At 41.2% G+C, this 17,956-nt stretch carries 16 protein-coding genes and 1 riboswitch; of the genes, 8 read left to right on the top strand and 8 right to left on the bottom strand.

Annotation, left to right across the window (positions count from 1 at the left end; genetic code table 11):
* Nucleotides 1-115: 115 nt before the first annotated feature.
* The 3 genes from AB669_RS00185 to AB669_RS00175 all read left to right on the top strand — a co-directional run bounded on the left by AB669_RS00185 (nucleotide 116) and on the right by AB669_RS00175 (nucleotide 4,078).
* Entirely contained in the window at nucleotides 116-577 is a 462-nt protein-coding gene (locus tag AB669_RS00185) for a hypothetical protein (RefSeq protein WP_047797282.1), read from the top strand.
* Between the two features lie 216 nt (nucleotides 578-793).
* A complete protein-coding gene (locus AB669_RS00180; protein WP_047797281.1) occupies nucleotides 794-1,951 on the top strand; it encodes an ATP-binding protein in 1,158 nt (385 codons plus the stop codon).
* Nucleotides 1,952-2,278: 327 nt separating this feature from the next.
* Complete coding sequence (locus AB669_RS00175; RefSeq protein WP_053058180.1) at nucleotides 2,279-4,078, top strand: M61 family metallopeptidase; 1,800 nt, start codon at nucleotides 2,279-2,281, stop codon at nucleotides 4,076-4,078.
* A 4-nt stretch (nucleotides 4,079-4,082) separates the two neighbouring features.
* Here AB669_RS00175 and AB669_RS21340 read toward each other — a convergent pair whose 3' ends face one another.
* The 4 genes from AB669_RS21340 to AB669_RS00155 form a co-directional block, all read right to left on the bottom strand.
* Entirely contained in the window at nucleotides 4,083-6,656 is a 2,574-nt protein-coding gene (locus AB669_RS21340; RefSeq protein ID WP_053058179.1) for a PAS domain-containing protein, read from the bottom strand.
* A 52-nt stretch (nucleotides 6,657-6,708) separates the two neighbouring features.
* Entirely contained in the window at nucleotides 6,709-7,356 is a 648-nt protein-coding gene (locus tag AB669_RS00165; protein ID WP_082120540.1) for a DUF4142 domain-containing protein, read from the bottom strand.
* Between the two features lie 69 nt (nucleotides 7,357-7,425).
* Nucleotides 7,426-7,929, bottom strand: a complete 504-nt coding sequence (locus AB669_RS00160; RefSeq protein ID WP_053058178.1) for a GNAT family N-acetyltransferase — start codon at nucleotides 7,927-7,929, stop codon at nucleotides 7,426-7,428.
* A gap of 32 nt (nucleotides 7,930-7,961) precedes the next feature.
* The gene (locus AB669_RS00155) at nucleotides 7,962-8,621 is read right to left on the bottom strand and encodes a Crp/Fnr family transcriptional regulator (RefSeq protein WP_047797279.1); all 660 of its coding nucleotides are present in this window, start codon (nucleotides 8,619-8,621) and stop codon (nucleotides 7,962-7,964) included.
* A 252-nt stretch (nucleotides 8,622-8,873) separates the two neighbouring features.
* On the opposite strand from AB669_RS00155, the gene AB669_RS00150 reads away from it, so the two are divergent.
* Nucleotides 8,874-9,071 (top strand): hypothetical protein, encoded by a 198-nt coding sequence (locus AB669_RS00150; RefSeq protein ID WP_047797278.1) that lies wholly within the window; start codon nucleotides 8,874-8,876, stop codon nucleotides 9,069-9,071.
* 45 nt (nucleotides 9,072-9,116) lie between these two features.
* Here the strand turns inward: AB669_RS00150 and AB669_RS21335 are convergent, their stop codons facing one another.
* Complete coding sequence (locus tag AB669_RS21335) at nucleotides 9,117-9,710, bottom strand: Crp/Fnr family transcriptional regulator (protein WP_197082288.1); 594 nt, start codon at nucleotides 9,708-9,710, stop codon at nucleotides 9,117-9,119.
* A gap of 179 nt (nucleotides 9,711-9,889) precedes the next feature.
* Between AB669_RS21335 and AB669_RS00140 the strand changes: the two genes are divergently transcribed.
* From AB669_RS00140 to AB669_RS00130, 3 genes are all read left to right on the top strand, one after another.
* Nucleotides 9,890-10,081: a cold-shock protein gene (locus tag AB669_RS00140; RefSeq protein WP_047797277.1), complete on the top strand. Its 192-nt coding sequence runs from the start codon at nucleotides 9,890-9,892 to the stop codon at nucleotides 10,079-10,081.
* Nucleotides 10,082-10,178: 97 nt separating this feature from the next.
* A riboswitch (cobalamin riboswitch) is annotated at nucleotides 10,179-10,375 on the top strand.
* A gap of 182 nt (nucleotides 10,376-10,557) precedes the next feature.
* The gene (locus tag AB669_RS22000; RefSeq protein ID WP_156166621.1) at nucleotides 10,558-10,734 is read left to right on the top strand and encodes a hypothetical protein; all 177 of its coding nucleotides are present in this window, start codon (nucleotides 10,558-10,560) and stop codon (nucleotides 10,732-10,734) included.
* Nucleotides 10,735-11,209: 475 nt separating this feature from the next.
* Nucleotides 11,210-12,865: a glycoside hydrolase family 32 protein gene (locus tag AB669_RS00130; RefSeq protein ID WP_082120539.1), complete on the top strand. Its 1,656-nt coding sequence runs from the start codon at nucleotides 11,210-11,212 to the stop codon at nucleotides 12,863-12,865.
* Between the two features lie 88 nt (nucleotides 12,866-12,953).
* On the opposite strand, the gene AB669_RS00125 is transcribed toward AB669_RS00130, so the two are convergent.
* A complete protein-coding gene (locus tag AB669_RS00125) occupies nucleotides 12,954-14,093 on the bottom strand; it encodes a hypothetical protein (RefSeq protein ID WP_047797275.1) in 1,140 nt (379 codons plus the stop codon).
* A gap of 24 nt (nucleotides 14,094-14,117) precedes the next feature.
* Complete coding sequence (locus AB669_RS00120) at nucleotides 14,118-15,011, bottom strand: TssN family type VI secretion system protein (RefSeq protein ID WP_047797274.1); 894 nt, start codon at nucleotides 15,009-15,011, stop codon at nucleotides 14,118-14,120.
* A 117-nt stretch (nucleotides 15,012-15,128) separates the two neighbouring features.
* On the opposite strand from AB669_RS00120, the gene AB669_RS00115 reads away from it, so the two are divergent.
* Nucleotides 15,129-16,067 carry a type VI secretion system baseplate subunit TssG gene (locus AB669_RS00115; protein ID WP_047797273.1) on the top strand — a complete coding sequence of 313 codons (939 nt, stop codon included), beginning with the start codon at nucleotides 15,129-15,131 and terminating at the stop codon, nucleotides 16,065-16,067.
* 13 nt (nucleotides 16,068-16,080) lie between these two features.
* Here AB669_RS00115 and AB669_RS00110 read toward each other — a convergent pair whose 3' ends face one another.
* On the bottom strand, nucleotides 16,081-17,955 hold the full coding sequence (locus tag AB669_RS00110) for a type VI secretion system baseplate subunit TssF (RefSeq protein ID WP_047797272.1): 1,875 nt from the start codon (nucleotides 17,953-17,955) through the stop codon (nucleotides 16,081-16,083).
* Nucleotide 17,956: the final 1 nt, after the last annotated feature.

Here is a 17,956-nt window from a genome sequence, read left to right as displayed (position 1 = left end):
ATTTTGATATGGATCTACCTTGTATTTTGATGGCGCTTTTAAAGATGGATTTAACAATTTACCGAATTCTGAGCCACTAACTTTTAAATAATGCGGAAAGACTTTACATTAAATTATGGAAAGAATAAAAACAGAAATAATGTCTTGGTTAATGGGAGTGATCGATGACAATTCCTGGGAAAAATATAATGACTTGCATATTGATGAAGTCGATAACGTATTTAAAAACAAATCCAATTGGGTTGGTGGTGGGTTAGATTGCTATATTCAGGCTGTCTCAATAATTAAAGAGCTTAATATTCCTTACACAATCGAATTAGCCTTTTCTTTGAAATCCAAGAAGAAAATAGCAAATCATATTATAACAGATATTAACTTTTTAAAAAAAGAACTTGATCACAGTCCTCCATCATTATATGTTTTTCATAATGATTGGAAAGGCCTAAGTGAATTGAAACAAAAAGGAATAAAGCTAAGTAACTTCACTGATAACGACGAAATTGTTGGTAGTTTTTATTATTATCAAGTCTTTAACGAAAGAGATAGTGAAGTTAGAAGAGTTTTATTCTGTATTTGAGAATTAATTGAAGCTGCGTACGTCCATTTCGTTATAAAGCTAAGAAATTGTGGTAGGAAAACTTGAAAAATAGACAGGCGTAATGGAATGGTCCCCGGTCTTCGATTTAGCTCAAGATATTATATTACTTTACAATTCCGGAATCTTACTCTTGTTATTCTGGAATCGGATTCCTGATTTGTAATAAATTTGATGAATGTTGGCTATATTTGCAATATGATTACTCGAACCGCAGAAGAAGAAGTAAAATTCCTGGCAAGCCAATTTAAAGCTATAGCCATTGTAGGTCCCAGACAGTCTGGTAAAACCACCCTAGCCAGAACTGTATTTCCCAATAAGCAATATGTTTCACTCGAAAATTTGGATAATAGATTGTTTGCAACAGAGGATACGAGAGGCTTTCTAGCGCAATACTCAGCTGGAGCCATTTTTGATGAAGCTCAGCGTGTTCCAGAACTGTTTTCCTATTTACAACAGGTTTTAGATGAAGACACAGAAAAGGGAAAATTTGTACTAACTGGATCTAACAATTTCTTGCTTCAAGAGAACATTTCTCAAAGTCTGGCGGGAAGGATAGGTTATCTATATCTTTTACCATTCTCTACGGAAGAAATCGGAAGGATCACTCATAAGCAACAAAGTGTTGAAGAGGCTATATACAATGGAGGATATCCTCCAATATATGACAATCAAATTTCCCCAAATAGATGGCTGTCGAATTATATTCGAACTTACGTAGAGCGCGATGTACGACAAATTAAAAATGTAAATAATCTGGGGGCTTTTGAAAGATTTGTAAAGCTTTGTGCCGGACGAATTGGACAATTGTTAAATGTTAGTAGTTTAGCAAATGAGACAGGCGTAGATGCAAAAACAATAAGTTCTTGGATAAGTGTGCTGGAGAGTAGCTTTATTATTTATTTGCTTAAACCACATCATCAGAACTTTAACAAACGTTTGGTAAAAATGCCAAAATTGTATTTTTATGACACTGGTTTGGCCTGCTCACTACTGGGGATTCAAAATGCTGAGCAGCTAAAAACACATTCGGCTTTAGGTAATTTGTTTGAGAATTATGTGATTACAGATATGATTAAAACCAGATATAATAGAAATGAACCAATGAACTTATATTTTTGGAGAGACAATTCTGGTAACGAAATGGACGTGATAATTGATAATGGAGGAACCCTGCATCCGGTAGAAATTAAATCAGGAAAAACGATTACTGCCGAATTTTTTAAGAACTTTAAGTTTTGGCAAAAGATATCTGGTACCGAAGGAGGTGCAGTCATTTATGGTGGCGAGCAAGTTCAAAATAGGAGCAATGGGTTGAAAATAGTGCCATGGAATAGTTTGGAGGCAAGAATTTAATATCGTAGATATCCATTCTTCAAAATTTTCGAAAACTGCCCTAAGCTAATCAGCTTATATCCATGGCTTTACCCCAGTTCGGGCTGTCCAGTATATTCGTAGTACCGTCGCAGGTAACTCGCTTGGACTTTCCTTGGACATTCCTTGGGTCATGCTTGGGTAAAAGCACAGAAAACCCATTCAAAACCCCTTTAAACCCACTTTTTTGTTATAAAATCTCTTTGAACCCACCGCCAGGGCACTTTTGCAACTGCAGCTTAAACTTTAAGGCGTACAAATGAAGAGCATCCCTGGAAATCATTATATTTGGTTTCTCCACTCTTAAGCATGAAACTTCTATATAAACTACTTTTCTTTAGCATTGCTTTTTCTTCAATATCGATAGCCGACGCGCAGCAGAAAGCGATTCACATGCAGTATTCCGTTTCAATGGAAAAAGCAGCTGAACACCTTTATCATGTATCGCTTATAAGTACAAGCCCGGGTAAAACGCTGGATTTTAAAATGTGTACATGGACACCCGGCTATTACCAACTGATTGATTTTGCTGCAGCAGTTCAGAATTTTAGCGCAACTGATGCAAACGGAACGAGCCTGAAATGGGAAAAAACTGCACCGGAAGTCTGGCATATTGAGAACAAAGGAAAACCTGTGCACATCAGCTACGATGTAAAAGCTGTAGTTCCATTTGTCGGGAATGTTTATCTCGACGAATCAAGGGGCTACATTACCCCCGGGGGTTTGTTTTTATACCTGGATCAGGAACTGAAAAATCCTGTAAGTGTGGAGATGAAGCCCTATAGCAAATGGAATTCGCTGGTGGCAACAGGTCTGGATACTATTCCCGGTAAATTCCATACTTTTTTGGCTGATAATTTTGATGTTTTATATGATAGTCCGTTTTTAATGGGTGAGCTTGAGGTGCTGCCTTCCTTCGAGGTAGCGCAAAAACCACATCATTTTATTGGTTACAAACTCCCTGAATTCGACCGTCAGGGCTTCATGAACGACCTTAAAAAAATTGTAGAAACCGGAAGCTCCATTATCGGTGAAATTCCCTATACCCACTATAGCTTTTTATCGATAGGCGCCGGGGGTGGGGGTATAGAGCATCTTAATTCTTCTTCATTGAGTTTTAGTGGCGGTGAAGGCTTCAATACACCGGAGGCCAGGAAAAAATTATACAACTTTATTGCCCACGAATATTTCCACCATTATAATGTAAAACGAATCCGCCCGATAGAGCTGGGTCCATTTGATTATTCCAGGGAAAACCATACGAATATGCTTTGGGTGTCGGAGGGGTTTACCGTTTATTATGAATACCTGATTACCAGGAGAGCAGGCATCATGACTCCGGAAGATTTTTTTAAGGACCTACAGCAGAATATCAAAAATTATGAGAACCAACCGGGCCACCTGTATCAATCTGCTACACAAGCCAGCTATAATACATGGAGTGACGGACCAAATGGACGGGTAAATGACACTTTCAACAAAACCATTTCCTATTATGACAAAGGGCCTATTTTGGGATTAATGCTCGATTTTAATATTCGAAATGCCACTAAAAATAAAAAATCACTGGATGATGTGATGCGTTTACTGTACTACAAATACTATAAAAAGCTGAACCGGGGTTTTACAGAAAAGGAGTTTAGACAGGAATGTGAGGCGATTGCGGGTATTGCAATGCCTGAAATATTCGAATATGCTTCAACCGTAAAAGCACCTGATTATCCGAAATATTTTGCAATGGGAGGCTTAAAGATTGATACGGTTAGTACTGTTCAATATGATTCATGGGCGGGTTTGAACATCCGTAAACAAGGTGACTTTTTAAAAGTGGCTTCGATTGATTATCAGTCGCCTGCATGGTACCTGGAGATTAAGAGCGGGAGTAATCTCCTTGAGGTTAACGGCATTCCGGCAACGCCCGAGCTGTGGTACAAAACCTTGGAATCGTCCACTGCGGGAGATACGGTGAAATTGCTGGTGGAGAACGCAGGAGAAAAAAAACTGATCAGCCTTGTTTTACAAAAGCGGAAAGAGAAGACATTCATGATCAGCAAGCTCAACGAGCAAAATGCGTTACAGAAGAAAATATATGATAGCTGGATCGAATAAACCTTTATGTTAATGGTAAGCTGAAATGGAAGGTAGAGCCTTTACCTAATTCGCTATCTACCCAGATTTCGCCATGGTGTCTGCTTACAATTTCTGCACACAAGTATAATCCTATACCGAAGCCGGCAATGGTAAGGTGCTGATCTGCCACGCGATAGTAACGCTCGAAAAGCTTATGCTTATCCTCTTCCCTGATCCCGCTTCCTTCATCAGCTACAGATACCACGGCAAAGTTATCGTGTTGTTCACAGGAAATATCTATAGTGCTTCCTGGTGGGGAATACTTTACCGCATTACTGATTAAGTTATTGAGTACGTGGCCAATTTTATCGCGATCCGCATCTATCGTTAATTCTTCGCATTTTACAATCACGATATTATGACTGTTTGCAGTAACGGTGAACTCGCTTTCTACCTCGCTAATCAGTTCTGCGAGATTGAAGTGCTGTTTCTGGATGTGTATTTTTCCTGATTCAAGACGCGACACATTTAGAAAGCTGTTAATCATGTTCGCCATCTTCTTCAACTGGTTATTTGCTTTATCCAAAGCCCCGGATGCAAAAGTGTCGTCATTCTTTTTTGCGCGAACCTGCAACAACTGTACGTATCCTGTAAGTGAGGTTAAAGGCGTTTTGAGCTCATGGCTCACCATTCCTATAAAATCATTTTTGCGCTGCTCATCGGCCTTATGTTCGGTAATATCTGATATTACTCCAACCATTTTTACTGGAACACCCTCACTGTCATACCTTGCCCTTCCGTGCGCACTAATCCAGTGGATGGATCCGTCAGGCCAGGTGATTTCATATTCAGCGCGGTAGATACTATGATTTTCTTTGGCTATCCTAACGAGTTCCCTTATCCGGTCTCTATACTGTGGTAACATGGCTTCAAACATCTCCGCATAAACAAAGTCCTGATCAACATTACGGCCAAATGCACGTTTGAACTCATCGTTGCAAACCATTGTTCCTGTTGCCAGATCTACCTCTGTAGAACCAAGCGATCCGGCATCCATTGCAATTTTTAGCCTGTTATTTACCTCCAGTATTTCCTGGCGTGCATTCACTTGTTCCGTTACTTCGGTAACCACCTGCAATACCCGTTCTATATTACCATTCTCCTCTTCGATGGGTTGGTATACAAAATTAAAATAACGTTCCTGAGGTGCATTGTCTTTCAAAATAATGGCTTTGCTCTCTACACCATGATAAGGCTTTCCGGACTTGAGTACATTCTGCAGTATAGTGATAAATGGCTGGTCGGCAATTTCCGGCAAAACTGCATCGAATCTTTTTCCTTGAACATCTGAAGATTTACCCCAAATTTCGAGCATTCTTTCGTTTGCACTTTCAATGATCAGTTCGGCTCCTTTAAAAACCGTAATGGCTACAGGAGCCTGTTCGATAAGTCTGCGGAATCTTTGTTCGCTGGCTTCCAGATTGCTGATGAGCAATTGCATGCGCTCTTCACTGGTTACCTGTTCAGTAACATCCTGCAACACGCCGCTAAGGCGGATAGGCTGTTTATTTTTGTCAAAGAGCGTTTTACCCTTTGCTTTAACTATTTTTGGGATTGGATTCTCAGGATTACTGATGGTGTAAAGCACCTCATAGTTTCCACCGGAATTGTAATCAAGTGCCTGAGATATAGCTGCCAGCACCCTTTCTCTATCGCCGGGTGTGATTACACTGGTTGCTTTCCCGAGTTCAATTCTATCTTCAGGCTGCAGTCCAAACCAGGATTTGAGTGTATCGTTGCCGGCAAATTTTCCGGTGATGGGGTCCAGATCGAAAGTTCCAAGGCCCGCCGCACTGATGGCCAGTTCGATATCATCCTGACTGATTTTTAGTTTTTCATAAACTCCGGTGATTTCCTGAGTGAATTTATACATCTCCTCATTCGATGCAGCCAGTTCCTCATTGGATGCCCTGATTTCCTCATTTGACGCTTCCAGCTCCTGGTTTAGAAAGGCAATAGTTTCAGTCCTTTCCTGAACTCTGCTATCTAACCGTTCGTTAAGCTGCTGGAGACTTATTTTTGTAGTTTCAAGCTCCTGATTGGCGATTCTGAGTTCTTCGAGTGCAGTGGCCAGATCAATATTTTTAGTGGCCAGTTCTTCATTATGCGCCTGTTCCATTGCCAGGTAGGCAGCATTCTGTTTAGCCTCTTCAATTGCGGTTTGTTTTAAATAGCGCTCGGTAATGTCGACCGCGCTATGCAGAATGCAGATGGTTTTGCCGTTGTCATCCAGGATAGCCCGATATTCGAAATCGAAATAAAAAATCTGATTTTTGCCATCAATAGACAACTCCGCAGGGGTATCCGAACCGGAAATGGTTAATCCTTCCAACCACACTTTTCTGAACATCTCAATGAATGGCTGACCAATAAGCTCAGGAAGCGCTTCTGCAAGTGACTTTCCTAAAACACGCTTATCCTTGCCCCAAATCTTCAGCATTGCATCATTTGCAAACTGAATGTATGCATCTTCTCCAACATGGATAGCTGTTGCAGTTTTGGTTTGAGCAAAAACTTCGATGATCTTTGTAGTATCAAGGAAAGGTATTTCAGACATAGGGACAGGCATTATTCGTCAAAGATACGGTATTCTATATTCCGAATACAAACTATAACTTTGCGGAATTAAGCTTTTGAAGGTATTTGCTAGCAAATGTTTTAACATCGCGGTCGGATGATTGCGCAGCTTTTGTAAGTAGTGTCTGTGCCGTCTGACGATCGCTGATTAACAGATTTTGGTAAGCTTTATCAAAGGCGTTACCTTTAAGTTTTTTCAAACTCTCGATTAGCGCATTGCTTGCAGCATCATTAATGCCGCCTATGGACTCAACTTTTTTTGTTCCTTCGTATCCCGCTTCGCCACCACCGTTTTTAATTCTTGAGGTGTCGCGGAGGTTTTCGGGAGATGAATCCACCCGGCCGTCAGGTCTTTGTCCACCTTCAGGCAAAGCGCTGCTCAACACCACTTTTTTATTTTTAGCGAGCACTCTGATTTCATCATTGAATTTATTTAGTGTTACAGATAAACGGCTTCCCCAATCGCCGGCTTTGGTACCGCCTTGCTGACTGGCGATTGCTGATGCACGCAGTTGTTTAATGCAAAGCGCGTTCAGATCGTTTAACAAAGCCGCGTCACTATTTTGCTGGCTGGTCTTATGAACAAAATGGCGGGAAGCTGGTTTAATATCTAAAGTTACTGAAGACGATAATGCCGATGCTGTGATGGCAATCAGACTGGTTTTAAGAAGATTCATCATAACGGTGTTTTTAAAATACAACACTAATCAGTCCCCTTAAGTTTTGTTATTTATGAATTGGAAGCGTATTTAGCCCCCGGTTTCTGCTAATTTTAAGCTCCATACCGGATAGGGTTTTCCTGCACCATCATAAGGATATTTTTTTATTATCCTGAATCCGGCCTGGTGATAAAACTGGTAAGCCGCAGTATTTTGTCCGTTTACATCTACCTCTTTGATTTGTCTATCTCTGATGGCAAAGTTGAGCAGTTTTTTTCCGAAACCCTTCCTCATGCTATCGGGAGAAATGAACAGCAAACGGATTTGATTGCCAGAGAATCCAATGAAGCCTTTCATGAGTCCATTCTCCTCAGCTGCATAAAGTTTAGTTTTATCGAGATACTGGCTCTCCATCAGGGCGCGATAATCCTGGATGTCCTGGTCGTTAAGAAAATCGTGACTTTCCCTAACCGATTTTTCCCAAAGCTCAAGTACCTGCTGATGTTCAGGTCTGCCAATTCTTCTGATGCCCGGAGGCGTTATTTCGGTGAACAGGCCTTTTACGAAATCTGTTAGTTTATCAAAGCTATTCATCGTTATGCTGATTAAAAAAACAATAACCGCCTTTATGTGGCCAGCTGAAAAGCCGATTTGCTGGTTTTGCTTTGCGTTACCATCTCCGAACGTATTCTGCTAAGTGTTTCCAGCCGCATGCCTAGAAATGACGCAATGTATTTCAGGGGAACACGTTCCAAAAGATGGCCATAACTAATAAGAAAGCGACTATACCTGAGCTTTGCTGTTGGCAACCGGGCAATAAAGGCCCGTTCTGAAGCGCCCTGATAGTAAAGTTCGGTCATTTTTCTGCCTACGTAGTTTGCTACAGGGAAGTGCTCATATAAATATAGCGACATTTCGTGTGGAATGGCAATTGCCAGAACAGGTTCTATCGTTTCGATGTATTCTTCTGATTCGCCACCGTGCCATAAATTGCTGATGGTTCCTGCGAGTTCCTGCTCTACAGCGATCCAGGTGGTAATCTTTTTACTTTCTGCTTTGATAAAGCCGTGCACGGCTCCTTTGAGGATAAGAAAAATATATTTGTTCCGCTTTAAAGGAGAGGCGATATGTTTGTTTTTTGCAAATTCTACGGGGAAGGTTTGTGTATTGATTACTTCTTCGATTTCAGTATTAAGCGGATGAAAAGCTTTGAAAACGGGAATAATAGGAGACTGGCCCCCAAAGGGTATCCAGCGGTCAGCAAGGGGTGTTGGCGTCAGATTCATTTCAGTGAAGTTCAAAAATCGTAAAAAGATTACATTAAAAAAAGCACATCATGTACAACTCACTAATTATGGCATTAGCTAAACGAAATTTACCGTTTATATAGCGTAAACAGCCTGCTACACGATTTGGTTTATTGAAATTATACACCCTTGAGGTGTAAAATATGTCGTGAAAAATTACAATTTCGTATGTATATGCAGAATTTTAAAACAAAAATGCCCTCGCGGTGATTTTAAATATAAATTGATACCATGAAAAATATTCTTTTTACATCATTTGCCGCCACAGTTCTGTTTTTATTTTCTTGCACCGGAAAGAAAGCTGATCAGGAAAATGCCGACAGCACTTATCAATATCCTGATACCTCGAAATTAGATAGTACTGTAAAAGATACCACGCCGATGTTCGCTGACTCAACAACGAACGCTCCAGCTGACGCAAAGCATTAAGATTATCTTTGTGAACAGGTAATATCTAAGATAGGCTTTATAGTTCTATTTCACCTGTTCTGCTGCACGGATGCGGCTAAGTGTCTCCATTCTCATGCCCAGGTAACTGGCCAGGCATCGCAAAGGTACGCGATCCATCTGGCTGGCACCGGATTGTACGAAGGTTTCATATCTGTCGGCGGCCATTGGTATTCTGGCCAGTATAGCACGTTCAGATGCCATATAATAGTGTAAGGAGAATATTTTTCGGCCAACGATGTGTGCTTCAGGATATTTGTTGTAGGCCAGCTCGATAACGCTATAGGGAATGCGGATTAATGTGCAGTCTTCCAAAGCCTGCAGGTATTCTTTAGAATGAATTTCAATGCCATCGGGATGACGGATGGCGCCAATAAGTTCCCCTTCAAAGGCAAAGCGGGTGGTGATGTCTTTACTGCGGTCTTTTACAAATCCGCGCACGCAGCCAGAAATGATGAAGAATAACGATTCATTTTGGTCGATTGGCGAGATAATAAACTTGTTTTTTTTGATTTCAATTACACTGCATTGCAGGAGGTAATCCAGCTTTAAATTATCGGGCACTGGGTGAAGATTCTCAAAAAAATTGAACAAAGGATCAAGGAAAGTAGATTTTTGCATATGATTTATTAAGATATCCGACATCATTAGACTAATAGTTATCATATACGAAGTATTCCCCAAAGTGGTTTTGAGAAATATTCACAAAAAAATCATTAATTTTTTTCTTTTAAAAAATCTGAGTAATTTATATCTTGCAATCCTAATCAAACCTATAAAGTAAACATTAAAACATTATTATGGCATCAGGTACAGTAAAATTTTTCAATGAGTCGAAAGGCTTTGGTTTCATCGTTGACGATGAAAGTAAGAATGAAATCTTCGTTCACGTTACAGGCTTAAAGGATCAGATCAAAGAGAATGATTCAGTAACATTCGAAGTAAAAGACGGTAAAAAAGGTATTAACGCGGTAAACGTTAAATTAGCATAAAGACTAACTGCTTTCTTTTGAAAACGCAGCCCTAACCAGGCTGCGTTTTTTTTTACTCAAAAAGCTGACCTTTGTATAGGAAACAGCCAGATATTTTTACCTTTGCCCTGCTTTTGGTTCCTTAACTGATGTTTTGGATTAAAAGGGAATCCGGTGTAAATCCGGAACTGTCCCGCAGCTGTAAGCTCCATAACGGATTTCCATCCAGTTTGCCACTGTGCTTTTTTTGAGCACGGGAAGGCTGGAAATACCGGGAGATAAGTCAGAAGACCTGCCACCTGCACTGGTTATTTACACCCTCGGGAATTGGGGTTTAAATACATAATCTGTTATTCAATTATATTTTAAAGTCCTATCGTTACGAGCCCGATTACTTAAATGATAACGGAACCGGCGTGTAATTCACAGCGAAAGAAAGATGAGATGCCGCTTTCTGTTTTCCTGAAATGCTGTTTAATTACGGCTCTTAGCCTGCTTTGCAACCATCTCTGCGCCAGCAAGCAGATTCGGCAAAAGTCAACCACCTTAAAGAAGTTAAGGTGCAGCGCAAAAAAATAGGTATTGTCAATAGCTCTGCCAGTCCGTACGGAGGAGACGGTGTAGTAGCAGATTTCACCAAGATATTTTTTAACGACATCGCTGTCTTCCACTAATCTCAATTATAGTTACGTTCTCTGGCGCTACCCAAGTCATTGGGGGCGCCTCTTTTGTTTTCGGGCAAGGTTTGAGAGCTGTTCAGCCATCTACTGTATTAACTCCCAGACAAGTTAAGGTCAATTTCGGGAATTGTACGAGTGTTGTTGTGGCCACGTTTTGGTGTGCGCTGACGATTTTGTAGGCAACAGGGGTTAACCTTGCGCAGTCCCTGGCGGTGCTAAAAGCCTTCGTAGTGGAGCATTCGCGAGATAGACCCGGAGTTGTGTTGCAGTTGTTGTGAGGTTGGGGTAGACTGGAGGTGGACAGGGGGTAGACTTGAGGTAGAGAAAAGGTGTACTAGTTAATAAATTTTTTGGGGACGTGATCATCAGGAATATCGATGATGCCTTTGAAAGAATATAGTGCTAAAGTAGCAAAAAAAGAGGAGATTACATCCTGATTTTTTATTGTAAAAAAGATAACTTAGTTGATATGAAAAACATAACCTCTACTGTCAAACTCCTCGTTACTGTATTGATGCTCCCTATATGTAACCAGATAAATGCGGCAGACCTTACCATCAAGGTGACAAAACAATACCTGAATTTGCCTATTTCGCAGCAGCAGGAAAGAAAAAAGATGACTTTTGAGGTGAATGGTAAAGAAGAGCGGTCGTTTGTAATTCGCTTAGCAAATGGCGCTCCTGAATACTGGGTGTTTTGTGATGTAACTGCGTTGAAAGGGAAAACGATTAAAATCAGTTATGAGGGCGATGGAAGTGGCTTGACTAAAATCTATCAGGCTGACGAAATTAACGGACAGGATGTTTTATATGAAGAGAAAAACCGTCCACAGTTCCATTTTACTACGAAGCGGGGCTGGATCAACGACCCGAACGGAATGATCTTTTATGAGGGAGAGTATCACCTGTTTTATCAACATAACCCTTATGAAAGAGAGTGGGAAAATATGTCGTGGGGACATGCAGTGAGTAAAGATATGATCCATTGGCAGGAATTGCCTACCGCTTTGTTTCCGGATGCTTTGGGTACCATGTTTTCGGGTTCGACGGTAATTGATTATCAGAATACTGCTGGTTTCAACAAAGGGAAAACCCCGGCAATGGTAGCCGCTTACACGGCAAATACAGCCGACAAACAAACGCAGTGCATTGCTTATAGTCTGGATAAAGGCAGGACCTGGACGAAGTACAGCAGGAATCCGGTTATTGATTCCAAGGCAAAATGGAACAGCGTAGATACTCGGGACCCGAGAATATTCTGGTATAAACCGGGCAAGCATTGGGTGATGGTATTAAACGAGCGTGACGGGCATTCGATCTATACTTCGGATAACCTAAAAGACTGGACGTATCAAAGCCATACAACGGGTTTCTGGGAGTGTCCGGATTTGTTTGAGTTGCCTGTTGACGGGGATCAAAGCAAAAGAAAATGGGTGATGTACGGGGCATCGAACAATTATATGATCGGGTCGTTTGACGGGAAGAAGTTTACACCTGAGGCCGGGAAATACTACTATGTTACCGGAACGATATACGCCGCTCAAACTTTTACGAATATGCCGGAATCAGATGGGCGCCGTATTCAGATTGGCTGGGGCAGGGTGAACCACCCGGGCATGCCTTTTAATGGTATGATGCTGTTGCCTACAGAACTGAAACTGAAAACAACAAAAGAAGGTGTACGTTTATTCAGTGAGCCTGTTAAAGAGACTGAACAGCTGTTTACTCCGGTGGATAAATGGTCGGCTTTAAGTGCTGATGAGGCAAACAAACATTTAAAACCCTTTGCAGATGAAGGCACACTTCGTATCAAAGCTAAAATTAAATTATCGCATGCGACTAGTGCAGGTATTAGTTTAAACGGGCAGAAGATATTGGATTATGATATGAATTTTAATCTGGTGAACGGAATGTTTTATTCTCCTGAAGACCTGACGAGCATGGAGCTATTTGCTGACATTTACATTGACAAAACATCAATTGAGGTTTTTATTGATGGTGGAGCGTATTCGTATTCGATGCAAAGAAAAGCAGATGAACAAAATAAGGAGGGTTTTCGTTTCTGGGGGACCAATATTGATGTTAAGGTGCTGGAAGTGTTTTCAGTGAAATCGATATGGAAGTAGCGGCAGCGAAGGCACAAAACGATATTGGCATTGCTTACTATCGTTTTGTACCTCGTTGCTATATTTTTATTGCATTAAAGAAATGGGGTTAATCCAATAAAGTCCAGGTTTTGCGCGCCTGTACCTGTTGTACTACCTGCTGTTCGGCAACGACGATATTTTCTTTACGCTGACCGATATATTCCAGTCCGCTTAACTTATTCCATAGGGCTACCAGAACCGATAAAAACTCATTTACAGTTACCATAGACTGGTTGATTTGTTTATGGTCGTACACCAGTTCGATGGTTTTAGCTAGCAGTTCTTCAAAATTACCGGGGGTAACATCTTTCCATTCGTAGAAGTATTTTAACAATTCTTCCCGCTCGCGTGGATCGATTAACTTGATCGCGGTGAAGAAGATGTGCGCCAGGCTGGAGAAATATCCTACCAGCATGGATGGTGATTCGCGGTGTGCCACATTACGGTAATCGTAAAAAATAGCGGCAATGTAGTCGACCACTTTTTCGGAGATGAGGCGGATATTTTTGCCCAGGGGTGTGATGTTATCTCTCCCTCCGGTTTTGTCGATAATTTTAAAAGAGGCCAGTTGCAGATCATTCAGCAAAACACTGAACGTTTCATAATAGCGGATTAAGGCCGGGTGACTGGTGATGGTTGCACTAGGCGCAATATATGATCTGTTGATGGTTAGTCGGCCATTTTCATGGTAGACCTGACCTATGGTAAGGAAGTAGTTGTCGGGTACCTGACTGGCGATTTCACTTTCGGGTAATACCACAATGCTATAAGCTTTTGCCAGTTCGGGATATCTCAGGGGGCTTTCTTCAGGATCAGGAATTCCTGCGGGCACCCGGTTGAAGGGATTCACGACGAGGAGGATTACATAATTGCGTGGTTCAGACTGTCCGAAATAATGGTTGTGGACCAGGTTGTCCATAGCATCGCTCTGGAGGATATCAATGTGGCAACCTTCAGGGGTTACGGCATTACAATATTTAACCCTGATTTCGATGTGATTTGTTGCTTTCTCCGTAATCTCGATTTCATGGGAGCTGTTGTATCCGGCGAAAGGGGGTAGAAAGCCGTAATTACTGTTATTGAGGTGCAGAGATGCCGCATCGCGCACAAAATCCTGCAGATAGAGGTCGCTGCTGGTAAAATGACTGCTGGAGAGTTTCATTCCATTTATCCAGTTAATCGGCTTATATCTCAAAGGCTTAATCATAGTAAATGTTTTTTATAGGTGAGATTAAATAAAGATAGCACTTTCTCCGGTCTCGTGAGGTACATTAACGTTTTCAGACACCCGTTTGGCGTAAATGGTCATTTTTTCTGAGATGCCGTTCTGAGCGATGTCCAGATCGGGATCAATGAACAGGTTGCGTTTAAAAAAAGAGGTTTTTACAAAAAAGATCCACCGGTAACCATCCTGATGACCGTCTCGGAATTCGACGGGGTTTTTGGCAAACTTGAGATTGTAATCGTCGATAAACTTATGGAACCATACGCCAAAGTTCATATTTGCGGGTGCTTTCACCTTTACCTTAAGAGGCTCGGGATCGCTGCTTTTTTTATAAAGTTCCAGTTCAAGAACCAGGAGTTTATTGAAATCGATGTGATCCATATTGATATCCAGGGGCACATCAGGATACTTCCAGATTTTGTAAATTTCGGAAGGAATATTGAGCAGGGATACATAAGCCCACCAGAAAATAAGCGGAACAAAAAACCAGGAAATACTGCCTGCGCCCCACCAGCCAAAATTGACATCGCTGAGCCAGTTGAAAGCCAGCTGATAAAGGTAAACGGCTAATAATGCGGAGATGAATGCGGCAAAGAAAATGAAAACTTTGCGATCAAGGAGTGGTCCAGGATAATATTTAGAGAGCAGATAAACCATTAAAATACCTGCTAAAACATAATAGATACAGCAAATAATGTATCCCCAGGGCATAAAATTAAAATTGAGGAAACCTAAAAAGCCGGGCAACGCTAAAATGATACCACTGAGCAGAACACTTACGATTAGTTTTTTGTTATTGAGAAACTGGTTCTTCTTATTGATGATGGAAAGTACCGCTGCGGATACCAAAAAAATTAACGGAAATAAGAGATAACGTATAAAAAATGATTGAACGTCCATTGTTAAATTAGGTAAAGATGTATTGCAAATATAGTATCTTTAAGAAATGATTCTAATCCTTATTCTTAGTGATAATATAAATTTAACGAATAACAAAGAAGCTAGCTGAATGTTTAAATGAAAAAGGCAAAGATTGTAAATAACGAACTTTTTACCGATTACAAAGCAGCTGTGCATGCTGCTGATTTGATAGAGCGCGGGGTTATTCATGCAGATGCACTGGAGGTTATCCCGATAGGGGGTGATCGGAGGGCTTTCTCTAAAGACATTGCGGAGACGGAGCAATACTATAGTGAACGCAGGCGACAGGACAGGTTGCGCATACTGGTAAACAGGGAGGGTTTATATGACATGTTGCCTGAAGGCTTATTTCATCGCCCGCCGAGAGGTTCATCGGGAATGGATGAGGAAGGCATGATCAAAGACATTAAGGAGCGAAGGGAAGAAGAAAAGGAAGCCCGTTTATTTTTCAGTCCTTTTGATGCCGAACTGAACCATGCCCGTTTGATTGGGGAGTTATATGAGAATAAGCTGGATAAGAAGACCACGTATCCGCACCTTAATCAGATTTTTGAAAACAGCTGGGATGAGTTTAGTTTGCTAAATAAAGAGCAGAGTATCATCTGGATGCATTTGCTTCCGGAAATACAAACCCGCAGGAATGACATTCCTTTTGTATCTCAGGTATTAACCGCACTGTTTAATATTCCGATTCAGATCTCGGATATTTCCACTCACATTAAACCAGAGCCTGTAGCGGGGGACATGCAGATGGAGCTTGGTAAGAGTGATTTAGGAATCGACACCATTATTGGCAACGATTTTATGCCCGATTATGAGTTGCTGAATATCAGTATAGGTCCTGTTTTACCTGGAGAACTGGTTGGTTTTATGCCCGGGCATAAAAACCGGGAAATCATGGATATGGCTTTAAGCTACCTGATTCCCCTTGAAACGGAGGTGTTGGTTGACTTACTGACCGACCCCGATTTTCAGGAAACTACTTTAAGCGAGAACGGAGAAAATGCTTATCTCGGATATACCGTATTTTTATAACCTAAACATTTTTTTAACCCTGTGATGCAAAGCTGTAACCAGGCGTTTTAAGCATCATCCTGAAATGTATATTCATTGTGCTCCTTGATTTTATTTTCGACAGCGTGAGGTCTAAAAGCTCATTCCAGCTTTCGGTGGACAGGCCGGCGAATGGAGCTGGTTCAATGATGATATCAGTGGTTTTGATGAAACCTGAATTAGGCTTATTATCGAGTATTAAGCCTTTTGCCAGGGTTACCCCTACAATTTTATCAGCGAGTTCATACTTACAAAAGCTAATGATATCCGCACGGGTAATTAATCTGTCGGCCGTTGTTAATCCATATTTATAGGCCTGCACCCTGTTGGTTGCTGTAAGTTTGGAGCGGCCGCCTTTGGTTTGGGTAAGAAACTGTATGCTTTCTGCATTCAGTTTCGGGTTGTTATAAGCTGCAAGTTTGTTCCCTGCGTTGATTTTATTGGCTTCTTCCGCCTGTGTAACCCAGATATCAAGAAATACGATATCGGCATCGTCTAAAGGTTTGAGTATGATGTAGCTGGGTAACTCTTTCACAGCGCGAAGCGCAGAACGGCTTTTCTGCTCAATGAGTGCGATATTCTGTTCCAGGTTTTTAAGTGTGGTACTTAGGAAATCAGGTCCGTAGGCGGAGAAAGCGGCCTTCTCATCACGCAGCAGTTCAAATAAATAATCCATCAGTTCTTTGGCATTCCGTGTATCGAAACGTTCTGTACCTCCATATCTTAAAGAAAAGGAGCCATCTCCTTTTTCATTTTCGTTGGTGTAGGGGATTTCATTATAGCTTTTTCCTTTATTATCTCTCAAACTCTCCACGGCCAGCATGTGCTCAAGCTCTTCCGTTTTGATAGGAATGACGTTGTTCATGGTTTTGAGGCGGTGTTTTATCTGGTGCAGTTTTTTATTTACTACCGGAAAAGCATTGATGTTGATATGCAGTTCATTCAGCATTTCCTGTGTGATGGAAGCGGGCAGAACGAGTTTTAACCAGAGTACATTTTCAAGCTGTTGCAAAGTTGCCGGCTGAAAGACCTGATTGAAATCTGCAGGCCATTTGTCTGATTCGGATGAAATAACATCATTCAAATCGGCAAGTGTGATAAATCTGTTGCTATAGAAATGGAGCACGTCGGCCTTAATAAGACTGAGTAATTGTTTATGGTGGAAGGGCGCATTGACCATAAAAGCAGACTGGTCATCCATGAAACGATCTGTGTAGGCAGTGAGTTGATTGGCTTGGTAAAACCACTTTCCAAGTGCGAGCAACTCATAGGTATTCTCCGGAACGGCATAATTTTTCCAGTCAAAAAAGAAATTTAGCCTATCCAGCTCCATCCAGTGTTTAATACCGGATAGTCCGATGTAAAGGGTATTTTTTTCAAGGGTTGAGCTGGCAAAGTTGCCTGCAAGCGGGATTCTTTGATTTTGTTCTATTTTATGGATCTGGCTGCCTGTAGCTACATATTTCACTGCACCTTTGAGTAGTTTTACCTGATGAAGCGGGCTAAAGAATATATCTGTTTTCTTGTTTTTATCATCGTCCTGACTTTGGATGTTCTTTTTAAACGCGAACTGGGTATGGATGGAAATGAGTTCTTCGTTTTCGAGCGGGCTGGCCTGTACGATGGCATGGGCCGGAAGCGCAGATGTGAGGTGATCTGGTGCGAGTATTCTACTGATTTTGTCAAAGATTCTGTTTTCCAGGTTCCTGACATCGTTGGTTACATTGAAAAGTTCGTTACTTAAGGCATCGATAATCAGTTTGATTAGGGGATCGAAGTCGTTACTGTCTTTAATATTCCAGAAATCTTCTGCATTTTTTAAGATTCTGTTTCTGATTTCTTCCTTTGATGAATAAAAACCTGGTTTCATG

The organism is Pedobacter sp. BMA (assembly GCF_001027745.1).
Taxonomy (GTDB): Bacteria; Bacteroidota; Bacteroidia; order Sphingobacteriales; family Sphingobacteriaceae; genus Pedobacter.
The sequence above is the reverse complement of the archived record's forward strand: the minus strand, read 5'-3'. Positions and strand labels throughout refer to the sequence as shown.

Coding starts and splice junctions, on each gene's coding strand:
- AB669_RS00125 (WP_047797275.1), bottom strand. CDS start 14,093: ATGATTAAGCCTTTGAGATATAAGCCGATTAACTGGATAAATGGAATG.
- AB669_RS00130 (WP_082120539.1), top strand. CDS start 11,210: ATGAAAAACATAACCTCTACTGTCAAACTCCTCGTTACTGTATTGATG.
- AB669_RS00150 (WP_047797278.1), top strand. CDS start 8,874: ATGAAAAATATTCTTTTTACATCATTTGCCGCCACAGTTCTGTTTTTA.
- AB669_RS00115 (WP_047797273.1), top strand. CDS start 15,129: ATGAAAAAGGCAAAGATTGTAAATAACGAACTTTTTACCGATTACAAA.
- AB669_RS00180 (WP_047797281.1), top strand. CDS start 794: ATGATTACTCGAACCGCAGAAGAAGAAGTAAAATTCCTGGCAAGCCAA.
- AB669_RS00185 (WP_047797282.1), top strand. CDS start 116: ATGGAAAGAATAAAAACAGAAATAATGTCTTGGTTAATGGGAGTGATC.
- AB669_RS00160 (WP_053058178.1), bottom strand. CDS start 7,929: ATGAATAGCTTTGATAAACTAACAGATTTCGTAAAAGGCCTGTTCACC.
- AB669_RS21335 (WP_197082288.1), bottom strand. CDS start 9,710: ATGCAAAAATCTACTTTCCTTGATCCTTTGTTCAATTTTTTTGAGAAT.
- AB669_RS00175 (WP_053058180.1), top strand. CDS start 2,279: ATGAAACTTCTATATAAACTACTTTTCTTTAGCATTGCTTTTTCTTCA.
- AB669_RS00155 (WP_047797279.1), bottom strand. CDS start 8,621: ATGAATCTGACGCCAACACCCCTTGCTGACCGCTGGATACCCTTTGGG.
- AB669_RS00120 (WP_047797274.1), bottom strand. CDS start 15,011: ATGGACGTTCAATCATTTTTTATACGTTATCTCTTATTTCCGTTAATT.
- AB669_RS21340 (WP_053058179.1), bottom strand. CDS start 6,656: ATGTCTGAAATACCTTTCCTTGATACTACAAAGATCATCGAAGTTTTT.
- AB669_RS00140 (WP_047797277.1), top strand. CDS start 9,890: ATGGCATCAGGTACAGTAAAATTTTTCAATGAGTCGAAAGGCTTTGGT.
- AB669_RS00110 (WP_047797272.1), bottom strand. CDS start 17,955: ATGAAACCAGGTTTTTATTCATCAAAGGAAGAAATCAGAAACAGAATC.
- AB669_RS00165 (WP_082120540.1), bottom strand. CDS start 7,356: ATGATGAATCTTCTTAAAACCAGTCTGATTGCCATCACAGCATCGGCA.